General features: G+C 61.3%; 16 protein-coding genes. 7 read left to right on the forward strand and 9 right to left on the reverse strand.

Annotation, left to right across the window (positions count from 1 at the left end; genetic code table 11):
* The 3 genes from rsgA to AC1RTP_RS18015 are packed head-to-tail and all read right to left on the reverse strand — an operon-like array spanning nucleotide 1 to nucleotide 2,506.
* Nucleotides 1-900: a ribosome small subunit-dependent GTPase A gene (rsgA, locus tag AC1RTP_RS18005; protein WP_498609153.1), complete on the reverse strand. Its 900-nt coding sequence runs from the start codon at nucleotides 898-900 to the stop codon at nucleotides 1-3.
* Nucleotides 897-1,238 carry a 4a-hydroxytetrahydrobiopterin dehydratase gene (locus tag AC1RTP_RS18010; RefSeq protein ID WP_498609154.1) on the reverse strand — a complete coding sequence of 114 codons (342 nt, stop codon included), beginning with the start codon at nucleotides 1,236-1,238 and terminating at the stop codon, nucleotides 897-899. Before AC1RTP_RS18010 ends, rsgA begins: the two co-directional genes overlap by 4 nt.
* Nucleotides 1,235-2,506: a M48 family metallopeptidase gene (locus AC1RTP_RS18015; RefSeq protein WP_498609155.1), complete on the reverse strand. Its 1,272-nt coding sequence runs from the start codon at nucleotides 2,504-2,506 to the stop codon at nucleotides 1,235-1,237. The genes AC1RTP_RS18010 and AC1RTP_RS18015 overlap by 4 nt, the downstream gene beginning before the upstream one ends.
* Nucleotides 2,507-2,563: 57 nt before the next feature.
* Here AC1RTP_RS18015 and orn point away from each other — a divergent pair, with 57 nt between their 5' ends.
* Nucleotides 2,564-3,151 (forward strand): oligoribonuclease, encoded by a 588-nt coding sequence (gene orn, locus AC1RTP_RS18020; RefSeq protein WP_498609157.1) that lies wholly within the window; start codon nucleotides 2,564-2,566, stop codon nucleotides 3,149-3,151.
* Nucleotides 3,152-3,251: 100 nt separating this feature from the next.
* Here the strand turns inward: orn and AC1RTP_RS18025 are convergent, their stop codons facing one another.
* The 4 genes from AC1RTP_RS18025 to AC1RTP_RS18040 all read right to left on the reverse strand — a co-directional run bounded on the left by AC1RTP_RS18025 (nucleotide 3,252) and on the right by AC1RTP_RS18040 (nucleotide 8,280).
* Nucleotides 3,252-4,622, reverse strand: coding sequence for a DUF1501 domain-containing protein (locus AC1RTP_RS18025; protein WP_498609158.1), 1,371 nt, complete (start codon nucleotides 4,620-4,622; stop codon nucleotides 3,252-3,254).
* A 15-nt stretch (nucleotides 4,623-4,637) separates the two neighbouring features.
* Nucleotides 4,638-6,485, reverse strand: coding sequence for a DUF1800 domain-containing protein (locus tag AC1RTP_RS18030; RefSeq protein ID WP_498609159.1), 1,848 nt, complete (start codon nucleotides 6,483-6,485; stop codon nucleotides 4,638-4,640).
* Between the two features lie 174 nt (nucleotides 6,486-6,659).
* Complete coding sequence (locus tag AC1RTP_RS18035; RefSeq protein ID WP_498609161.1) at nucleotides 6,660-7,481, reverse strand: crotonase/enoyl-CoA hydratase family protein; 822 nt, start codon at nucleotides 7,479-7,481, stop codon at nucleotides 6,660-6,662.
* A 109-nt stretch (nucleotides 7,482-7,590) separates the two neighbouring features.
* Nucleotides 7,591-8,280: a UPF0149 family protein gene (locus AC1RTP_RS18040; RefSeq protein ID WP_498609162.1), complete on the reverse strand. Its 690-nt coding sequence runs from the start codon at nucleotides 8,278-8,280 to the stop codon at nucleotides 7,591-7,593.
* Nucleotides 8,281-8,346: 66 nt separating this feature from the next.
* Between AC1RTP_RS18040 and AC1RTP_RS18045 the strand changes: the two genes are divergently transcribed.
* Together AC1RTP_RS18045 and AC1RTP_RS18050 are read left to right on the forward strand one after the other, a co-directional pair.
* The gene (locus AC1RTP_RS18045; RefSeq protein WP_498609164.1) at nucleotides 8,347-9,324 is read left to right on the forward strand and encodes a serine/threonine protein kinase; all 978 of its coding nucleotides are present in this window, start codon (nucleotides 8,347-8,349) and stop codon (nucleotides 9,322-9,324) included.
* A gap of 279 nt (nucleotides 9,325-9,603) precedes the next feature.
* Nucleotides 9,604-11,814, forward strand: a complete 2,211-nt coding sequence (locus AC1RTP_RS18050; RefSeq protein ID WP_498609166.1) for a coiled-coil domain-containing protein — start codon at nucleotides 9,604-9,606, stop codon at nucleotides 11,812-11,814.
* Between the two features lie 69 nt (nucleotides 11,815-11,883).
* Here the strand turns inward: AC1RTP_RS18050 and AC1RTP_RS18055 are convergent, their stop codons facing one another.
* Both AC1RTP_RS18055 and AC1RTP_RS18060 read right to left on the reverse strand, forming a co-directional pair.
* On the reverse strand, nucleotides 11,884-12,246 hold the full coding sequence (locus AC1RTP_RS18055) for a DUF8785 domain-containing protein (protein WP_498609168.1): 363 nt from the start codon (nucleotides 12,244-12,246) through the stop codon (nucleotides 11,884-11,886).
* A complete protein-coding gene (locus tag AC1RTP_RS18060) occupies nucleotides 12,243-13,268 on the reverse strand; it encodes a DUF475 domain-containing protein (RefSeq protein WP_498609169.1) in 1,026 nt (341 codons plus the stop codon). The genes AC1RTP_RS18055 and AC1RTP_RS18060 overlap by 4 nt, the downstream gene beginning before the upstream one ends.
* A 67-nt stretch (nucleotides 13,269-13,335) precedes the next feature.
* On the opposite strand from AC1RTP_RS18060, the gene AC1RTP_RS18065 reads away from it, so the two are divergent.
* The 4 genes from AC1RTP_RS18065 (at nucleotide 13,336) to AC1RTP_RS18080 (ending at nucleotide 21,678) form a co-directional block, all read left to right on the forward strand.
* Nucleotides 13,336-13,755, forward strand: a complete 420-nt coding sequence (locus tag AC1RTP_RS18065) for a divergent PAP2 family protein (RefSeq protein WP_155452365.1) — start codon at nucleotides 13,336-13,338, stop codon at nucleotides 13,753-13,755.
* 216 nt (nucleotides 13,756-13,971) lie between these two features.
* The gene (locus AC1RTP_RS18070; RefSeq protein ID WP_498609171.1) at nucleotides 13,972-15,156 is read left to right on the forward strand and encodes an efflux RND transporter periplasmic adaptor subunit; all 1,185 of its coding nucleotides are present in this window, start codon (nucleotides 13,972-13,974) and stop codon (nucleotides 15,154-15,156) included.
* A gap of 28 nt (nucleotides 15,157-15,184) precedes the next feature.
* A complete protein-coding gene (locus AC1RTP_RS18075) occupies nucleotides 15,185-18,397 on the forward strand; it encodes an efflux RND transporter permease subunit (RefSeq protein ID WP_498609173.1) in 3,213 nt (1,070 codons plus the stop codon).
* A gap of 74 nt (nucleotides 18,398-18,471) precedes the next feature.
* Complete coding sequence (locus tag AC1RTP_RS18080; protein WP_498609175.1) at nucleotides 18,472-21,678, forward strand: efflux RND transporter permease subunit; 3,207 nt, start codon at nucleotides 18,472-18,474, stop codon at nucleotides 21,676-21,678.
* Nucleotides 21,679-21,832 lie beyond the last annotated feature (154 nt).

Here is a 21,832-nt window from a genome sequence, read left to right on the forward strand (position 1 = left end):
TCAATAAAGCGTTTGCGAAGACTCGTGCAGCAACTGTCCGTAAAGCGTATGCCGCATCTTCGCTATCTTGCCCTCGTTGACAGCTTCCAGCACGGCGCATTGCGGCTCGCTCAAATGCCGGCAGTTATAGAACCGGCAGCCGCCAAGATAAGGCTGGAAATCGCGGAAGGCCCGTTCCAGCATACCTTCGCTTAAGTGGTACAGGCCGAATTCCTGGAAACCCGGCGAATCGATCACGCTCGACTCCGGGCCCACGTGGTACAGGCGGGTGAAGGTCGTGGTGTGCTTGCCGGTATCGAGCGCCTCGCTGATTTCGCGCGTGGCGATATCGGCGTCCGGCACCAGGATGTTGATCAGCGAGGACTTGCCCATGCCCGACTGGCCGATCAGGATCGACGAATGGCCTTGCAGCAGCGGCGCCAGCGTAGCACCGGTTTGTTCCGGCTGGCCGGTGGCCGAGACTTCCAGCACTTCATAGCCCATAGACGAATACACCTGCAGGCGCTTGCGTGCGTGTTCCAGCATCTCGGTCACGTCGACCTTGTTCAACAACAGGCGCACGTGGATGCCGGCCGCTTCCGCCGCCACCAGGGCGCGCGACACCAGGTCGTCCGAGAAGCTTGGCTCGGTGGCGACCACGATGAACAGCTGGTCCACATTCGCTGCGAGCAGCTTGGACTTGTACTGGTCGGAGCGATAGAGCAGCGTCTTGCGCTCCTGGATATTATCGATCACTGCCTGGTCGGGCGAAGTCAGGGTCAGGTCGACGAGATCGCCCACGGCGACATTGGTCTTCTTGCCGCGCGTGACGCATTGCAGGCGCTGGCCCTCCGCTTCCGCCAGGTAGTGGCGGCCGTGGGCTGCGATGATGGTACCGGTGCGTTTTGTCCCCTTGCTCATGCCTGGCCTAACGCATCGGCCTTGGCGGCGCAGATGAAATCATTGATCGACAAGCCGTTGACCGAATGCGTGTCGTAGCGCACCTGGCAGGTCTTGTAGCCCACCACCAGCTCAGGGTGATGATCTTCGCGGTGGGAGATGAAGGCCAGCGCATTCACGAAGGCCATCGTCTCGTAGTAATTATTGAAGCCGAAGGTGTTCACCAGTTTGCCGCTGGCCATGCTCCAGCCATCCAGCAACTGGCACAGGCGCAGCGCTTCGGCGGCGTCCAGGGCTTGCGTCTGGTGGCTGCAGCGCAAGGCGCGCAGGTCGGCCGCGGTGTGGATATTCGCTGTCATTGGGATGCCGCCACATTGAGTTGACGAATCCGCACACTGGCGGGCGGGTGCGAATCGTAGAAGGCCGAATGCAGCGGGTCCGGCGTCAGGGTCGACGCATTGTCCTCGTACATCTTGACCAGCGCCGACACCAGGTCGCGCGCGTCAGTGTGCTTGGCCGCGAAAGCATCCGCCTCAAACTCGTGCTTGCGCGAGCTGAGCGAAGTCAGTGGGCCAAACAGGAAGGTAAAGACCGGCAGCACCAGCATGAACAGGATCAGCGCCAATGCGTCGTTGGACTGGCCAGGCACGATAATCGGGTTCACACCCAGGCCGGTGTAGAACCACAGCTGGTTTTTCAGGTAACCAAGCAGGGCGAGGAAGCCAAGCGACAATGCAAACATCACGACAATGCGCTTGACGATGTGTTTCAGCTTGAAGTGGCCCAGTTCATGCGCCAGCACGGCTTCCACTTCCTGCGGCGACAGGCTGGAGACCAGCGTATCGTAAAACACGATGCGCTTGGCCGCTCCAAAGCCCGAGAAGTAAGCATTGCCATGCGCGCTGCGCTTGGAGCCATCCATCACGAACAATCCCTTGGAAGCGAAGCCCACGCGGGTCATCAAACCCTCGATGCGCTGCTTCAGCGATTCGTCCGCCAGCGGCGTGAATTTATTGAACAGGGGAGCGATAAAGTTCGGGAAAAGCGCCATCACCAGCAGCTGGAAACCGCACCAAACGAACCAGGCATACAGCCACCACAGGCTGCCCGATTTCTGCATCAGCACCAGGATTACCCACACCAGCGGCAGGCCGATCACCGCGCCGATGCCGACGCCCTTCACCATATCGAAGAAGAACAAGCCCTTGCTCATTTTATTAAAGCCAAAGCGCTCTTCCAGCGTGAACTGGCGATAGTAATCAAGCGGCAGGTCGATCAGGCCGGACACCAGGGCGAAAGCCACGATCAGGCCAAGCTGGTAGGTCATGCCGCCGCCGGTGGCATTGAACACCGTCGCCGAAAGCCACTGCAAGCCGCCCAGCAAAGTAAAGCCGACCAGCGCCACGGTCGACACCATCATATTTACCAGCCCAAGCTTGGTGCGGGCGATGGTGTAGTCAGCAGCCTTCTGGTGGGCGGCGAGAGGGATCTTTTCCGCGAAATCGGCCGGCACTGCCGCGCGGTTCTGGATCACATGGCGAATATGGCGCGAGGCGAGCCAAAAGCGCACCACCAGGGTTAATGCTAAAAAAGCAACGAACAAAAACGAAAACGCGTGTGAATACATTCTGTGCCTGTGAGAAAATGGCGGATTAATCTGCCTTATATTGTCTTAGAGAGAATTATGTCACAAGCGAACGACACCCCAGCAAGCCCAGAGTCCGCACAACGCCCGAATGAAATGAATCTGGTGTGGGTGGACATGGAGATGACCGGCCTGGAGCCTGAAACCGATCGCATTATCGAAGTGGCAATGGTCGTCACCGACATGCACCTGAATGTGCTGGCTGAAGGCCCGGTGCTGGCGATTCACCAGTCCGACGAGACGCTGGACAAGATGGACGCCTGGAACAAAGGCACCCACGGCCGCTCCGGCCTGATCGACCGCGTGAAAGCCTCCACCGTGAGCGAAGAAGCAGCCGAAGCCGAGTTCATCGCCTTCATGCGCCAATGGGTACCGAAGGGCAAATCGCCGATGTGCGGCAACACCATCGGCCAGGACCGCCGCTTCATGGTCAAGTACATGCCGAAGCTGGAAGCGTTCTTCCACTACCGCAATATCGACGTCTCGACTCTGAAAGAACTGGGCCGCCGCTGGAAACCGGAAATGGTCGCCGGCTTCAAGAAAGCGCAAAAGCACACCGCGCTCGCCGACATCCTCGAATCGATCGAAGAACTGAAGTACTACCGCGAAAACTTCATCAAGCTCTAAACGCACCGCAAAATGTCCACCTTGGGGTCAGGAACAAAAGTGGACATTTTCTCTGGAAAATGTCCACTTCGGTTCCTGACCCCAAGGTGGACATTTCCGTTTAGAGCATGAAGCCGAGGTCTTTGACGGGGAAGTTGCTGAGCTCGTTTTTGAAGACTTGGTTCTCGAGGGCGTCGGGTTCGGCGCCGAACCAGCGGCCCAGCGTGGCGCCGTATTGCTGGTTGGAGAGCTGGGGGATCCAGGCGCCGCGACCGGTGGCGTCGTCTTTTCCGCCTAATACAAAATCTGGGAAGCGGCCGTACAGGCCTCCCTTCACCGCCGCGCCGATGATCAGCTGGTGATTGCCCCAGGCATGGTCGGTGCCGCCGCTGTTTGGCTGCAGGGTGCGGCCGAAGTCGGACATGGTGAACGTCGTCACTTTCTGTTCGGCGCCAATTTCCCGCAGGGCGTTCTGGAACGCTGCGATCGATTGCGACACCTGGCGCAGCAGGTCGAATTGCTGCCATGCCTGGCCGCCGTGCGTGTCGAAGCCGCTCAACGAAACAAAATACACTTGTCGTCCCGGGCCTTGCATGGAGCGCATGCGTATCAGCTGTGCGACCGTCTTCAACTGCTGCGCAATCGCGTAGCCGGGGAATACCGTGGACAGGGCGCCTGCGTTGCCTGCGGCCTGCAAGTCCTTGGCCAGCTCCATCCCGTTCAGAAGCGATTTGTTGGCGGCCGTGGCGATCAGGTTTGGATTGCTGGCGGACAGCGCTTGCACCAGCGCGGCGCGGCGTTTATCGGCTTCACTTTGCGGCCAGAAGTTCATCCCCGCTAAACTCAGTTGGCCATTCCCCGGCAGCAGGTTGCTCTGTACCGTGGTGCCGTTTACGAACAAACCGTTCGAGCCTACCGACACCGCATCCAGGTCGCCATGCGCACCCAGTGCATCGGCCAGGCGTCCGCCCCAGCCCGTGCCGGCGGCCGATGGCGTGCCGGCCTGGTTCTGCAAATTCTGGTCGGGGTGGGAGAACAGCTGCGGCGGCACGCCGGCGCCGCCCTGGTACTGCGCCTTTGTCAATGGCTGGCGCAGGTTGCCCACATTGAGCAGCGCAGCGACCTGGCCTTGCGCGTACAGCGTGTCGATCTCCGGCATCCCATAGTGGAAGGCGAAGGGTTGGTTGCTACCGTCCTGTAGCCGTGCGTTGCGTGCGCCGAGCAGGGTCTTGGCGTTGACCGAGAGGGCCAGGCCGCTGCTGCCGCGAATGGCGTTGTATGCGGCGTAGTGCGCCGAATCCAGCGGCACGATCATATTGTTGCCGTCATTGCCGCCATACAGGTAGAGACAGACCAGCGCCTTGTAGTCGGCCACTGCGGCATGCGCCGGCCGCGTCATGCCCAGCAATCCCAGGGTGGACATGGCGCCCAGCATGCCTACTTGCGCACTGGCGCCGAGGAAGCGGCGGCGCGACATCTTATCGTTGCTCATAATGTCTGTCCTTTCTTACTGCTGTACGGCGAAATCGGCCGCAATCGCGGTCAGGTAGAGGGCGGTGATGGCGCGCTGCTTCAAGTCGCTGGTGGCCTGCAGCGTGGCGCCGATCGCGGTGCGGGTGGACGGCGTCATGCGTCCTTGCAGCAGGTTGGCGTCGACCAGGTTAAGCAGGGCAGTCGGGTTGCCCGCCACCGCCTGGTAGGGCACCAGGTCGATGCTTACCATCGTGGAGTAGCCTCCGGAGATGAAGGCGAACAGGAAGTCGGCCCGGCTCACCGCTTGGGCCGGCGTATAAAGCTGGAACTCCGGTCCAACCATCGCTGGGTTGCCCGGCAGCGGCGCAATCGGGGAGTAGAAGTTGAAGACGCTCGGCGCCTGCAGCAGGCGTTCGCCAAGCAGGAAGTAATCCCAGAACAGGTTTTGCGGGTTGACTACCTTGGCGCCGGTTACGCGGAACAGGCTGAGGCTATGCAGCATCGGGTCTTTCAGCTTGCCGGCGTTGGGCGATACGATCAGCGCTTCCGGGTCCATCAGCACGGCGTTCAGCGTAGCTTTCAGGTCGCCGCGCCCGTTCGGGCCGTAGGCGAATACATTGGCTACCCGTTCGATGTAAGCCGGGCTTGGATTGCTGGTGGTGAAGGCGCGGATCAGGCGAGTCGCAATGAAGGGCGGCAGGTTGGGGTGGTTCATCAGGTTCTGCATCACCGCATCCAGGTCCATCACGGTGCTTTGACCCGCGGGCAGGGTGACGCCGTTCAGCAGCACTTTGGCGCCTTTGTCGTGCAGGTTGTCTCGCGGTTGCAGCGGGCCGGTGAAGTTTTCCCAGTTGCTGCCGGTGAGGTTGGTACCGGTATATGTCCAGCCGCTCAGGGCGCGCGCCATTTGGGCGATGGTGTCCTGGGTGTAGCTTGGGATCGGCGAACCATAGCGGTCGCGCTGCACGCTGCCGTCCTGGTTCAGCATCACGGGGCCGATGGTGAAGAGCTGCATCACTTCACGTGCATAGTTCTCGTTCGGTGCAGGAATGCGGCTGTTGGCGAGGTCGAGGTATTTGCCCATCGACGGATTCAGTGTTATCTCGCGCAGCAGGTTGCCGAATTTTCCGAAGGCGTGCTTGTCCAGCGTGACGAGCCAGGGCAGCATTTCGTTGGCATATGGGTTCTTGTCGGAGGAGACGACGAACAATTGCGACAGGGCGAAAACCATGCGTTGGCGTACCTGGTCCGGGGCGCTGACCATATTCATGTACCAGCCGTTACGCAGCGCGTTCATGTCCGTGGTCTGCGGCAGTGGCGTGGCGGGCATGGTGTACTGCTGGTTCAGCCAGGCCTGGGCGCCCATCTTCTTGACGGCGGCGATACTGGCGGCGTCGGGGCCGAAGGTTGCACGTTCCAGCAGTCGGGCGGCGGCCACGGTGGCTGGATCGGCGGCAGGCTGCGCGCCGATCGGGCCGGGAGTCGGCGCTGGCGTCGGCGTCGGCGTCGGGGAGGGCGCAGGCTTGGTGCTGGTGCCGGCCGTGATCAGAGTCAGTTTGGTGTAGCCGGTGAGTTTCGGCGAAGTGGCGGTGGTACCGGTTACGATGATGACGGGATTGGCCGGCATGACTTTCGGCGCCACGTATTCGCCGTTCTGCGAATTCAGCGTGCCGACCGTGGCGTTGCCGCCCGGGATGCCGTTGACCGCGAAGTTCATGTAGACGCCTTTGCCATCTACCTTGCCCAGGAACCAGACGGTGCGTCCCAGTTCGACGGACGCATTTTTCGCCGAATTCGTGACCTCGACCGTTGTGGCCCAGGCCGGCGCAGTGAAGCTCATCAGGCAGGCCAGCGTCCAGGCCCTGTACTGAGATAGTTGCATTTTTTGTCCCCTAGTTAAAGCTGCGGGATAACCGCTAGTGCTTCGACTAGTGCAAGGGCTATGCCAGCTTGCAAACCCGCAGTACGCGCGGGCAGGGACAATTTTTGTCAGCCGATTGGCGGCGGGCAGCGACAAAATTTGTCAGTTATTGCTCGCTGCCGTGGCGGTTTTTTGTTAGTCCTTGAATGCCGGCGGGCGCTTGGCCATGCTGGACATCATGGCTTCCTGAAGGTCGGCCGACATCAGCATGGCAGCATTCCAAGTGGCGTTGTAATTGAGGCCGTCGGCAATCGAGTGGTCGCGCGCGTAGGTGATCATTTCCTTCACGCCGCGCACCGCCAGCGGTGCTTTGGATGCGATGTCGGCGGCAATGGCATGCACGCCTTCGCGCAAGGCTTCCGGCGATTCGAAGATACGGTTGACCAGGCGGATATCTTTGGCTTCGGCCGCATCGACTTTGCGTGCGGTGTAGGCCAGCTCGCGCGCCATGCCTTCGCCGATCAGGCGCGGCAGGCGCTGCAGGGTGCCCACGTCGGCCGTCATGCCGATATCGATTTCCTTGATGGTGAACCAGGCGTCGGAAGAGCAGTAGCGCATGTCGGCGCAGGTGATCAGGTCGATGCCGCCGCCAACGCAGGCGCCGTGGACTGCCGCCAACACCGGCTTGCGGCAGCGCTCAAGGCTGGTCAGGGTGTCCTGCAAATCGAGGATGATGCGGCGCAGGGATTCGCGCATGCGGCCGTCGCAATCGTTCTGGATCTGCTGTCCCAGGCCCATCATCATTTGCAGGTCGATGCCGGCTGTGAAGGCTTTGCCTTCGCCTTCCAGCACTGCCACGCGGATGTCGGGCGTGTCGTCCACGTAGCGGAAGGCGCTGCGGATGTCGTGCCACATCTGCAGATTCATGGCGTTCATCTTCTCGGGCCGGCTCAGTCGCACGGTGGCGATGTGGGTGTCTACGCTGATTGCGACTGTTGCCAGCGCTGGGATGCTCATTGGGTTCTCCTCGTTGGTAAGGAGCCTGATTATGGCAGCGGCGCTTCGCGAGATTTAGAGTAAATACGTAAAAAAGCCCGCACTTGGCGGGCTTCTGTGAGGCCGGCGCTTATTGCTCGGCGCCGTGGCACTTCTTGTACTTTTTGCCGCTGCCGCATGGGCAGTCGTCGTTGCGGCCGACTTTCGGCTCTTCGTGCTTGACGGTGGTCACGCCGGTTTTGCGGCGCGGCACCCACCACTTGTGGATGGCTGGCAGATTGGCTTCGATGTCCACTGCCAGCTGGTGGGCTTTGACCGGGTCTTCCACTTCCGGCAGTTCTTCCGGCTTGATCTCGTCGGCGCCAAGCAGGTAGATAGGGCGCATCAGCGGGGCTGCTTCGGAATCCCAGATCTCGTCCCAGGAACCTTCGCGCAGTTCCATGCCTTCCCAGAAGCCCCAGCACCAGGCTTCGGCGTTCAGCAGGGTCTTGCCTTCGTGTTCGTGCTCGACGAACAGCGGCTCGAACTCTTTTGGCGCAACTTCAAAGGTCACCAGCACTTCGTTCATGAAGCGGGTGATCAGGTTGTAGATGCGCTCTTCCTGCTTGGGGTTCTTGAATTTAGGGCCATCCTTGCGGTCTTCGCCCCAGATGCTTGGCAGCCATTCGGCCGGGGTGATCGGCTCCGGGCCGATGGCGATGGCGGTCAGGTAGCCATGCAGGTGGTCCATTGTCATGGAATCTTCCGGGCTCTGGTCGCTGAGCAGGAAGTTATCGAGTTCGTCGAATTCTTTGTCGGTCAATGGCTGGTCGAGTTGCATGGCTTGGCGCTTTATATATTGGGTCGAAGGGCGACAGTATACGCCCTGGCCCTTACAATTGCGAACATGACGCATCCTTTCTTAGATTTGAGCCCCGACCGGGTGCTCGACGCCCTGGCCAGTATCGGCCTGTATGGCGATGGCCGCCTGCTGGCGCTGAATTCGTATGAGAACCGTGTTTACCAGGTAGGCATGGAAGAAGGGCCGCCGGTGGTGGCCAAGTTTTATCGCCCTGGGCGCTGGACGGACGAGCAGATCCTGGAGGAGCACGCCTTTGTGCAGGAGCTTCAGGAGCGCGAGGTGCCGGCGGTGCCGGCGCTGGAGCGTGATGGGCGCACCCTGCATACATTTGAGGGCTTCCGCTTTGCCGTATTCCCACGTCATGGCGGGCGTGCGCCGGAGATGGATGATCCCAAGGTGCTGGAATGGACGGGGCGCTTTATTGGCCGTATCCATGCCTGCGGGGCGGGGCAGCCCTTTGCCATGCGGCCGACGCTGGATGTGGCTTCATTCGGCGATGAACCGCGCGATTGGCTGCTGGCGCACGATTTCCTGCCGCCGGAGCTGGTGACGCCCTGGCGCTCGGTGGTGGACCAGGCTTTGGATGGCGTGCGGCGCTGCTACGAGCGGGCAGGGCAGGTTGAGCTGATCCGCCTGCACGGCGATTGTCATGGTGGCAATGTTTTATGGACGGATGCGGGACCGCATTTCGTCGACTTCGACGATGCCCGCATGGGACCGGCGGTGCAGGATTTGTGGATGATGCTGTCCGGCGAGCGCAGCGACATGGTGCGGCAGATGGGAGATATCCTGGCTGGGTACGAGGATATGCGGGAGTTTGATCCGCGTGAGCTGTACCTGGTGGAGGCTTTAAGGACGTTGCGGCTGATCCACTACTCGGCCTGGTTGGCGCGGCGGTGGGATGATCCGGCGTTTCCCGTGGCTTTTCCGTGGTTTAATACACAACGGTATTGGCAGGATCGGATTCTCGAGTTGCGCGAGCAGGTCGCGCTGATGGATGAGCCACCGCTTTGGCCGGTCTGAAACCTTTTGAACCGGTAAACCAGGGTCAGACCCAAGGGGCTGACCCTGAACGGTCTCCCAACTGGGGGCGGGTGTGAGGCTTTTGAACTTCGACGAACATCAAAAGCGCACCCCCACCCCGGGCGTACGAACTGACAGGGTCTGACCCTCGGGTCAGACCCAGGTTTTCCGGGTTTTAAAACGAGAATTGCCGGGAAAACCCCGCCTTCCTCCCCAGCTTCACCCAGCAAGGTCTCATCGATAATGGCACCATCACCCTAAACGCCAAGCGAGATCCTCATGCAAGCACCACTGCCACCAACCACCGAAGACCGTGCCGAGCATGAGAAGGCCGAGCTGAAAGCCATCACCGAAGCCATCGCCCGCGTCGAGGCCGAAGCCAAAGCCCAGTGCGCCGCCGAATCGCGCGCCGTGGCCGAAGCCCGCGCCCGCGCCTTGGCCGAAGACCGCGCAGCACTCGAATCCGCCGCTGCAGCCGCCGCTGTGCAGAACGCCGAAGCCGCCGAAGAAGCCATTAAAGCCAACCAGGAACGCCTTGACACCCTGCGCGCTGCCGCTTCCGCCAGCGTCGCCCGCCTGGAAGCCGTCAAGCAGGAAACCGCCGAATTGCGCGCCCGCGTCGATGCCGACATCCAGGTCCGCCTGGCCGCCGAACAGCGCGCCAAGGCGGAAGAAGAAAGCCGCCGCCGCGCAGCAGAACAAGTCGCTGAAGAAGCTAAACTGACCGAAATGGCCAGCAAAGCCACCGAAGAGCTGGCCGTCCAGGCCGAAAACGCCCGCCTGCAAGCTGCGGAACGCGCCGCCGCCGTTCAGGCCGCCCGCGAGGAAGTAGTGGGCGTGGCATCCGCCGACGCCCGCATGACCACCATGGCGCGCGAACGCGAACGCCAGGCCCACGCCGCGCGTATGACCGCCGAACAACTGGCCAATACCGAAGCTGAAGCCCTGGAAGCGACCCGCCAGCGCGAGCGCGCCGACCAGGTGGCGCTGGAAGCTGCCTTCAAGCGCGCCACTGCCGAAGTGCGCGCGGTGGAAGAAGCCCGTGCCCTGGCTCACCTGGAGCAGGAGCGGGAACAGATCGCCCTGGCCAAAGCCGAATCCGACCGCAGCGCCGCCCAGTCGCTGCACCTGCGCCTGCAGACCGAAAAAGAAATCCGCGACGCAGCCCAGCATCGCGAACGCATCGAAGCCATGGCCGCAACCGCCGCCCAGGCGCGCCGTGATGCCGACCTCAAGATCATCGCCGCCACCGAGCGCCGCGTGGAAACCGACCGCGAACTGCACGCCATCGCCATGGCGCGCGTGGAAGCGGAACAGCAAGCCGATTTCGAAACCCGCGCCCGCCTCGATGCGGAAGCCGTGACCCTTGAACAGGCCAAGCTGCGCGAACAGGCCGAGCAAGCCGCTGCCGAACAAGCCCGTATCGAAGCCGAAGAACACCAGCGTGCAGCCGCTGTCGCCGCCGAACGCCAGGAGTTGTCAGTGCGTTCCGCTGCCATCGCCGCCGAACAAGCGTCCGCCGAAAAGATTGAACGCGATGCCGTGGCCGCGCAATTGGCTGCCGTAGAAGAAACCAATGCGCTGGCGCAGGAAAAAGCCGCCGCTGCCGTGCGCCTGGCCGATGCCGAGCGTGCCCGCGCCGAGGCCGAGCGAGCCGCGCTGTCCGCCATGAACGAGCGTATCGCCGCCGAAGAATTGGCCACCGCAGCCGCCATGGCGCGCGTCGATGCTGAGCGCGCCGGAGCTGCCGAAGCACGCCGCAAGGCTGCCGCCGATGCGCGCCTGGAAGCAGCCATCGAACAGGAAGCGGCTGCAGTGCGTGCGATGGCCGAGCAAATGGAACACGATGCGGCCAACAAGACTGCCGCTGCGGAAGCTGCTTCCGCCCAGGCCCGCCTGGCGGCGGAGCTGGGCAAGGTGCAGGCCGAGCGTGCCCAAGCCGAACAAGCCCGCGTGGCGGCTGAGGAATCGCTGCTCAAGTCCGAGCTGGAATTCGTGGCCAAGGAGCGTGACACGCTGGCGCTGATCGACCAGAAGCTGGTGCAGCAGCGTGCAGCCAACGCCGCCGAGGTGCGTGCCGCCAAGGCGATCGAGCTGCGCGTGGAACTGGAAAAGCAGGCTGCCGCTGCGGCGAAGTCGCGTGCGGATGCTGAGGAACAGCTGCTTGAAATGGCGCGCCAGCGTGAGGAGGCGGAAACTGCTTTCAACCAGGCTGAATGGGCCAAGCTGGCGGAGCAGAAGACCCTGGTCGATACCGTTCATGCGCATGCTGAAATGCAGCGCCGCGTGACCGCGACTACTGCCGCGATGGTGGAGTCGAAGAAGAAGCTGCTGGAGCAGGAGACCCGCCGCCAGCATGCTGCGCAGAATATGCTGAATGCGATGGAGGAGAAGGCTGCCCATCCGTCTGATGAGCATTCGGAGACTATGGCGCGTGACGTGATCGGCCGCCTGAAGGAAACTGCCGGCTCGGTCTGGCGCGGCCGCTAAACCCTTGGAAAACCGGGAAACCAGGGTACGGCCCAAGGGCCGGACCCTGGTTTCCCGGTTTAGTAAGGGTCAAGGCTGAACTTCAACTGCCCCAACAAAGTACTGCGTATCCCCAAAGCACGAACTCGGCACGCCTTTGTGCTGCGCATAGTGCAACACCACTTTCTTGCCTGCCGCTGCGGAAATCTGCGCCGCCACCGCCTCGTCGCGCACGGTAAATTCAAACTTCTCCGGAATCATCCCTGGCAGAGGGGTGAGCAGGATCTCCCCCTCCCAGGTCTTGCACAGCCACCCGCGCTTGGAAAACTTTTGCAAATACCCGGCGCGTTCGCCTTCCGAATACGAATAGCTCAACGCCACCCACACATACGCCGCGAACAGCAGCGCCACGGCAGCCAGCAGGCCGCCGAAAATCACCAACACACGTCTCATTCAGACTCCGATTTCTTATATTTGAGGGAAGACCACAGTGACACACCAATAAACGCCACCCCGGACAGGCCAGTGAACCACTCCGGAATGTGATATTTCACGCTGGCGAACATGATCAGGGCCAGGATGCCGATCGCATAATGCGCCCCGTGTTCCAGGTAAATGAATTCGTCCAGCGTGCCCTTGTGCACCAGGTAAACGGTCAGCGAACGCACATACATGGCGCCAATGGCCAGGCCGAGCATGATGATCACGACGTCGCTGGTGATGGCAAAAGCGCCAATCACGCCGTCGAAGGAGAAGGAGGCATCCAGCACTTCCAGATAAAGGAAACCGCCGATCGAGCCGCCGGCGACGGCCTTGCCAACCTCGCCATGGCCTTCCTCTTCCAGCAGGCTGCTGATCCAGCCCACACCAACGTAGATTGCGGTGCCGATCACGCCGGAATAAAGGACGCTGTAGCGCTTGGCTTCCGGCACCAGCTGCACGCACAACACTACAGCCACCAGGGTCATCAGAACGGCCAGGCTTTCGGTGCCGTATTTGCCTACTTTTTCCTCGAACCACTGGATCCAGTGCACTTCCTTTTCTTCATCGAACAGGAAGTTCAGGAAAACCAGCAACAGGAAGGCGCCGCCGAAGGCGGCCACTTCTTCATGCACGCCCATCAGGTGGCGCGAGTATTCCTGCGGCGTCTTGAGCGCCATATCCCAGACTGCGAGCATGTCCAGCCCGGTCGCCGCCGCCACGATGGCCAGCGGGAAAAGCAGCCGCATGCCAAACACGGCGACCAGGATACCGACCGTCAGGAACAGCTTTTGCCAGAATTCGTTCCAGTTTTTCAGGACCGAGGCGTTGACTACCGCATTATCGAAAGAGAGCGAAACTTCCATCACCCCCAGCACGCCGGTAATCCACAGGGCGTTCAGCGCTGCCGACGGGCCGCCATGGTTGTAACCCCACCAGGCTGCCAGCCCCATCAAGATGATGGTGGTGATAATAGATATCCTGAAATACTTCATTTTTGCTTGCTATTAATATTGTTAGTGCGCCGATTATAATGGGGGATTGCACCTTAGGACGCTATAAATGGATCTCGCTTACCTTGTAACGCCGCTTTTGACCTGGATTACTGTCGGTCCGATCAAATTCCTGATTAACAGTATCAAAGCCCGCAAATGGGCATTCAACCTGGTCGGAAACGGCGGTTTCCCATCCAACCACAGCGCCGTGGTGTCGAGCATGGCTACCCTGATCGCGCTGCGCGAGGGCATTGGCCACCCAGCCTTCGGCGTCGCCGTCACACTGTGCTTTATCGTCATCATCGATGCCAACAGCCTGCGCCAGCATGTCGGCCGCCAGGCGGCGGCCATCAACCGTCTCGCCAAGGATGCCACCGACCATAAATGGCTGCGCGAACGGATGGGCCATACCGTGATCGAGATCTGCGGCGGTCTGCTCACCGGCATCGCCATCGGTCACCTCGTTTTCGCTCTTTTCCCACGCTGAAAAGACACGGGATTGCTTCATTCCTGAATCAATCCCGTTCTCCCCAAAATTCGCCCTTTTTGCGGTTTATCCGCGAATCCTGCAGTCCAGCCCTAAAAACCCGCAGTCTGGCCCAGGTGAATTGACACTCCCGCTCTGGAATTAGATACTTTTGCACGCTGCAGAAGTATGCATTCAATATTCAAAAATAAGCCGTCCACCAAACTGGAGATTCACATGTTGCGTAAAACCCTATTAGCTGTTGCCGTTGCTTCTGCCCTGGTCGCTTGCGGTAAATCCGACAAAGCGCCGGAAGGTGGCAAGGCCAGCGCTTCGGCGACTGCCGATGCGAAAGGCAAGGGCGAAGAAAAGAAACTGGCAACGCTGCAGGTTGCGTCCGAAGATCTGGTTACGGTGGAAAGCAATGCCTTGTCGTCCGGCCCGGTCGTCACCGGCTCCATCCAGCCTGAGCGCAAGGCCGACCTGCGCGCCGAAGTCGGCGCCGTCGTCATGCAAGTATTGAAAGAAAATGGTGAGCCGGTGAAGAAAGGCGACCTGCTGGTGCGCCTGGACGACACCTCGCTGCGCGACGCACTGAACTCGGCGCAGGAAGCGGTTCGCGCTTCCACCCAGTCGCTGGACCAGGCTGAACGCGTGCTGGCCCGCCAGAAAACCCTGAAAGCCTCCGGCATGGTCTCCTCCCAAGTGCTGGAAGACGCCGAAGTGCGCCGTAACAATTCCCAGTCCGACCTGTCAGCCGCCAAGGCCCGCCTGGTCGCCGCCAACCAGCAGCTGACCCGCACCCTGGTGCGCGCGCCATTCGACGGCATCGTCTCCGAGCGTAAAGTCTCGGCCGGCGACACCGCGCAAATCGGCAAGGAACTGGTGAAGGTGGTCGATCCTGCGTCGATGCGTTTCGAAGGCCGCATTTCCGCCGACTCCGTGGGCGTAGTGAAAGTAGGGCAGGGCGTGGTGTTCGCCATCAATGGCTACCCGGGCCAGAGCTTCCTGGGCAAGGTCAAGCGCGTCGACCCGGCCGCCAACCCTGTGACCCGCCAGGTGGAAGTGCTGGTTGATTTCGCCGACAAGAACCTGCCGCGCGTAGCCGGCCTGTTCGCCGAAGGCCGTATCGAAGCCGAAACCACTTCGGCCCTGATGCTGCCGGAATCGGCCCTGGTCAAGCAAGGCGACACCACCTACGTGTGGAAGGTCAAGGACAAGCAGCTGGCCAAGGCCACCCTGCAAATGGGCGCACGCGATGCGCGCAGTGGCAACTGGCAGGTGCAGACCGGCTTGGCCAAGGGCGACCTGGTGATGCGTACTCCGGCGTCCGGTTTCCGCGATGGCCAGAAAGTAGAAATGCAAGTGGCGAAGACCGTAGCTTCGGCTTCCGTGCCTGCTGATGCAGCCAAGGGTAACTAAAGGCCCGGTAGTCTAAGAAGGATAAGCTATGTTCCTTTCCAATTTCAGTATCAAGCGCCCAGTCGCCATGATCGTTCTGATCGTGGCGATGATGGCAATGGGCCTTCTGGCTCTGTCCAAGCTGCGCGTCAACCAGAATCCGGACGTTGAGATCCCGCTGTTGATCGTCAATATTCCGTATCCTGGCGCTTCGCCGGAGACGGTCGAACGCGAGGTGGTCAACCGCCTGGAAAAATCGCTGCAGGCGATTGAAGGCGTGACCGACCTGTACTCGACCTCGCGCGAGGGCAGTGCCACCATCGAAATGCGCTTCACGTTCAAGAAGAACCTGATCGAAGCGTCCGACGAGGTGCGCAACGCCATCGCCTCGGTGCGCTACAAGCTGCCGACCGAGATGCGCGAACCAATGATCCAGCGCATCGACACGTCGGAAGACCCGATCATGCAGATGTCGCTGTCGTCCAAGACGCAGTCGCACGCCGTTCTGTCGCGTATCGCAGAAGACAAGCTGGCTGACCGCTACCGCGCCCTGGACGGCGTGGCTGTGGTCAATGTCAACGGTTCTCTGCGCCGCGAACTGTCGGTGCTGCTGCGCGCCGACAAACTGCGCGAGTTCAACGTCTCCGTGGCCGAAGTAGCACAGGCGCTGCGCATGCAAAACACCAATGCCCCGGTGGGCAAGGTGCGCGGCGACCTGGAAGAGAAGGCGATCCGTCTGGTCGGCCGAATCGAGCGTCCGGACGAATTCAAGGAAGTCGTGGTCAAGCGTACCGGCGACCAGCTGGTGCGCCTGGGCCAGGTGGCGACCATCCAGGACGGCTTTGCCGAGATCAATAACGTCAGCCTGCGTTCCGGCAAGCCGAACGTCGGCCTGGCCGTGATCCGCGCGCGCGACGCCTCCACCGTGTCGGTGGCCAAGGCGGTGCGCAAGCTGACCGATGAAATCAATGCCGAATTCAAGGCCGAAGGGCTGGGAACTTCGCTGGAGGTGACCCGTGACGGCGGCGAGGACGCGCAGGATTCCCTGAACAACGTGATCGAAGCGCTGGTGTTCGGCGCCGTGCTGACCATCTTTGTGGTGTACGCCTTCCTGAATTCCTGGCGGTCCACCCTGATCACGGCGCTGTCGCTGCCGACTTCCGTGATCGCGGCCTTCATTGCGGTCTGGCTGTGCGGCTTCACGCTGAACTTCATGACCCTGCTCGGCTTGTCGCTGGCAATCGGCGTGCTGATCGACGATGCGATCGTGGTGCGTGAAAACATCGTGCGCCATATGCAGAACGGTTCCGACCGCCGTAGCGCGGCCCTGAACGGCACGGCAGAAATCGGCCTGGCGGTTGCCGCGACCACCTTCTCCATCATGGCTGTGTTCATCCCGGTCGCCTTCATGGGCGGCATGCCGGGTGAATGGTTCCGTCCATTCGCACTGACCGTGACCTGCTCGGTGGCGGTGTCGCTGTTCATCTCCTTCACGCTTGACCCGATGCTGTCGGCCTTCTGGGGCGACCCGCCTGACCACCACACCGCGCCGAAGAAAGGTATTGGCAAGGTACTGGATAAATTCAACCACTGGTTCGACCACCAGGCCGACCGTTACGGCAAGGTGATCGCCTGGGCGCTGCACCACCGCCGTTGGATGGGTGTCATTGCAGTGGCGGCCTTCGTCGGCGCACTGGCGCTGCAGGCTACCGTGGGCGGCTCGAGCTTCCTGCCAAAAGTGGACTTCGGCACTATTGCCATCGACGTGCGCACGCCGTCCTCCTCCAGCCTTGAGTACACCAAGACCAAGATGGACAAGGCAGCGCAGATCGCCCACACCATTAAAGAGGTGAAGGCGACCAGCACCTACGTCAACCTGTCGGGCGGCCGTATCTGGGTCGACATCGGCAAGCGCAAGGAGCGCAGCCGCGATGCCACCGAAATCGGCATGGAACTGCGCCAGAAGCTGGCAGGCCTGGTGGGCGGCGAGTTCGTGGTGCTGGAAGACATCAACAACGGCGCCCGCAAGCCGGTGCAGATCGACTTCGTCGGCCCGGATTCGCGCAGGCTGATGGAGATCACCAACCAGTACATGGAGAAGCTGCGCCAGGTGAAGGGTGCGGTCGACGTCGGCCTGTCCGAGCAGGATCCGAAGGACGAGCTGCAGATTGAGCTGAACCGCGGCCTGGCGAACTCGATGGGCATTTCCGCCGGCGACGCAGCGCAGTCCCTGCGCGTGGCCTTTGCCGGTATCGAAGTGGGCGACTGGGTCGACCCGACCGGCGAAACCCGCGATGTGGCAGTGCGCCTTCATCCGGACGACCGTGTCAGCCCGGATAACATCGAGCGCCTGCCGATCGCCGTCAGCGGCACCAACCAGATGGTGCCGCTGGACCAGATCGCCAAGATCACCATGGGCAAAGGCCCGGCCACCATCCGCCATAAAAATGGCAAGCGCATGGTGTCGGTCTCCGCCAACGTGGAAGGCCGTTCCAACGGTGAAGTGATCGAGGAAGCGCGCAAGCTGGCTGCCGCGATGGACTACCCGCCAGGCTTCGGCATGGACGTGGGCGGCTCCGGCAAGGACCAGAAGGAAGTGTTCGGCGCCATGGGCATCGCCCTGTTTGCCGGTATCGGCCTGATGTACCTGGTGCTGGTGATGCAGTTCGGTTCCTTCACAGCGCCGCTGCCGGTGATGCTGTCGCTGCCGCTGTCCCTGATCGGCGTGGTACTGGGCCTGATCCTGACCCGCGGCACGCTGAACCTCATGAGCTTCATCGGGGTGATCATGCTGATGGGACTGGTCGCCAAGAACGCCATCCTGCTGCTGGATGCTGCGCGCAAGCGTGAGGAAGAGGGCTTTGGCCGCGAGGAAGCGCTGATGCATGCAGGCCGCATGCGCCTGCGTCCGATCCTGATGACGACCTTCGCGCTGATCGCCGGCATGATGCCGGTGGCGATCGGCATGGGCGATGGCGGTGAGTTCTACCGTCCGATGGCGGTCGCCATCATCGGCGGCACCATCACTTCCACCATGCTGACCCTGCTGGTCGTGCCGACCTTCTACGACAGCATCGAGATTAAGAAGGACAGCATGATCGCCAAGTTCCATGTCCGTTCCGAGCGCTGGAACAGCGCCGTGGCCTTCCTGATGACTTTTGTGGAAGTGCTCCTGTTCCTGACGCTGCTGCGACTGGTGTACCGCTTGCTGAAAAAGCTGTTTGTCATGGCGACCGGTGGCCGCCAGCCGAAGACGGCATAAGCCCGCGCAGCGGGAATCAAGGAAGGGCCCCCGGGCCCTTTTTTGTTAATCTTTAACTTAAAAAAAGATAAACAATGTTTTTATCTAACTTCAGTGTCAAACGGCCGGTCGCGATGATCGTGCTGATCGTAGCAATGATGGCGATGGGCTTGCTGGCCCTCTCCAAATTGCGCGTCAACCAGAACCCGGACGTGGAGCAGCCTATGCTCTTCGTCTATATCCCATATCCGGGCGCGTCGCCGGAAACGGTGGAGCGCGAGGTGGTCAATCGCCTGGAAAAATCGCTGCAGTCGATCACCGGCGTGACCCAGATCGAAACCGAGGCGCGCGAAGGCGTAGCCAACTTCGAGATCGAATTTTCCTTCGATAAGAACCTGATCGAAGCGTCCGACGAAGTTCGCAACGCCATCGCCGCGGTACGCTACAAGCTGCCGACCGAAATGCGCGAGCCGATGATCCAGCGCTTCGACACCAGCCAGGAGCCGGTGATGCAGCTGGCGCTGTCGTCCAAGACGCAGTCGCACGCAGTGATCTCGCGCCTGGTGGAAGACAAACTGGCCGACCGCTTCCGCGCCCTCGATGGCGTGGCCGTGGTCAACGTCAACGGTGCGCTGCGCCGCGAACTGTCAGTGCTGCTGCGCGCCGATAAGCTGCGCGAGTTCAATGTCTCGGTGGCTGAAGTGGCGCAGGCCCTGCGCATGCAGAACACCAATGCCCCAGTGGGCAAGGTGCGCGGCAACCTGGAAGAATCGGCGATCCGACTGGTGGGCCGTATCGAACGTCCTGAAGAATTCAAGGACGTCGTGGTCAAGCGCAACGGCGACCAGCTGGTGCGCCTGGGCCAGCTGGCAACCATCGAAGACGGCTTTGCCGAAGTCAATAACGTCAGCCTGCGTTCCAGCAAGGACAATGTGGGCATGTTCGTGATCCGCGCCCGCGACGCTTCGGCCGTATCGGTGGCGAAAAAAATCCGCGAACTGGTGACGACCATTAACAAGGAGCTCGAGGCCGAAGGGCAGGGCACCAAGCTGGAAATCACCCGCGATGGCGGTGAACAAGCCCAGCGCTCGCTGAATAACGTAGTAGAAGCGCTGGTGTTCGGCGCCGTATTGACCATCTTTGTGGTGTACGCCTTCCTGAACTCCTGGCGCTCTACCCTGATCACGGCGCTGTCGCTGCCGACTTCCGTGATCGCGGCCTTTATCGCGGTCTGGCTGTGCGGCTTCACGCTGAACTTCATGACCCTGCTCGGACTGTCGCTGGCGATTGGCGTGCTGATCGACGATGCGATCGTGGTGCGTGAAAACATCGTGCGCCATATGCAGAACGGCTCCGACCGCCGCAGCGCGGCCCTGAACGGCACGGCCGAAATCGGCCTGGCGGTTGCTGCGACGACCTTCTCCATCATGGCGGTGTTCATCCCGGTCGCCTTCATGGGCGGCATGGCCGGCCAATGGTTCCGCCCATTCGCCCTGACCGTGACCTGCTCGGTGGCGGTGTCGCTGTTCATCTCCTTCACACTGGACCCGATGCTGTCGGCCTTCTGGGGCGACCCGCCTGACCACCACACCGCGCCGAAAAAGGGCATTGGCAAGGTACTGGATAAGTTCAACCACTGGTTCGACCACCAGGCCGACCGATACGGCAAGCTGATCGCCTGGGCGCTGCACCACCGCCGCTGGATGGCCGTGATTGCCTTCGCCAGCTTTGTCGGCGCCCTTGTGCTGCAGGCTACCATGGGCGGTTCCAGCTTCCTGCCGAAGCAGGATATCGGCTTGATCAAGGTTGAGGTGCGCACGCCGTCCTCATCCAGCCTGGCTTATACCCGCAGCAAGATGAGCAAGGTGTCCGAGATTGCTTTGGGCATCAAGGACGTCAAGGCCACCAATGTGAACGTGAACCTGGCCGGCGGCTCGGTCTACGTTGACATCGGCAAACGCAGCGAACGTAAGCGCAATGCCCAGGACATCGGCAGTGAGCTGCGCCAGAAACTGGCCGGCATGGTGGGCGGCGAATACACCGTGATCGACGACTTCTCGAATAATGGCCGCAAGCCGGTGCAGATCGATTTCGTCGGCCCGGATTCGCGCAAGCTGATGGAGCTCACCAACCAGTTCATGGACAAGCTGCGCCAGGTGAAGGGCGCGGTGGACGTGGGCCTGTCCGAGCAGGATCCAAAATCCGAGCTGCAGATTGAGCTGAACCGCGGACTCGCCAACTCGATGGGCATTTCGGCCGGCGACGCGGCAACTGCGCTGCGCGTGGCCTTTGCCGGTATCGAAGTGGGGGACTGGGTCGACCCGACCGGTGAAACCCGCGACGTGGCGGTGCGCTTGCATCCGCTGGACCGCATGAGCCCAGAAAACATTGAGCGCCTGCCGATCAGCGTGCCAGGCACCGGCCAGATGGTGCCGCTGGACCAGATCGCCAAGATCACGATGGGCAAGGGGCCGGCCGCAATTCGTCACCTGAATGGCATGCGTACCATTTCCGTCAGCGCCAACGTGGAAGGCCGCTCGGCGGGCGAAGTGAACAAGGAAGCGCAGAACATTGCCAAGGAAATGAACTTCCCGGCGGGCTTTGGCATGGACGTGGGCGGCGCCGGCAAGGACCAGAACGAAGTGTTCGGCGCCATGGGCATTGCCCTGCTGGCGGGCATCGGCCTGATGTACCTGGTGCTGGTAATGCAGTTCGGTTCCTTCACGGCGCCGGGCGCGGTGATGCTGTCGCTGCCGCTGTCCCTGATCGGCGTGGTGCTGGGTCTGCTGTTCACGCATAACACGCTGAACCTGATGTCCTTGATCGGCGTGATCATGCTGATGGGCCTGGTGGCCAAGAACGCCATCCTGCTGCTCGACGCCGCACGCAAGCAGGAGGAAGAGGGCGTCAGCCGCGAAGATGCGCTGATGAACGCCGGCCGCATGCGCCTGCGTCCGATCCTGATGACCACCTTCGCCCTGATCGCCGGCATGATGCCGGTGGCCATTGGCTGGGGCGACGGCGGCCAGTTCTACGCGCCGATGGCGGTGTCGATCATTGGCGGAACGATCACTTCCACGCTGCTGACCCTGCTGGTCGTGCCGACCTTCTATGACAGCATTGAGATCGCCAAGGACCGCATGATCGCCAAATTCCATCGCCGCGATGAGCGTTGGGGCGCAGCCCTGGCCTTCCTCATGACTTTCGTTGAGGCGATTTTGGCCCTGATTTTCGTGCGCTTGGTGTTCCGGCTGTTAATGAAAGTTGTTGGTCTGGCCACTGGCCGCCGAGCAACGGCTTGATAAATATCAAGCAATTTGTTGGAAAAAGGGGCACTTGCCCCTTTTTTGTTAAACAAATCGCAATCGAAAAGCACTCTCGTACGGTTTTAGTGTAGACTGCGATGCCTTTCGCATTTTCCGTGGCGCAAGGTTACTTAAAAGTTAATAAATCAAT

It is taken from the genome of Pseudoduganella sp. GW821-FHT11H04, from assembly GCF_058807935.1.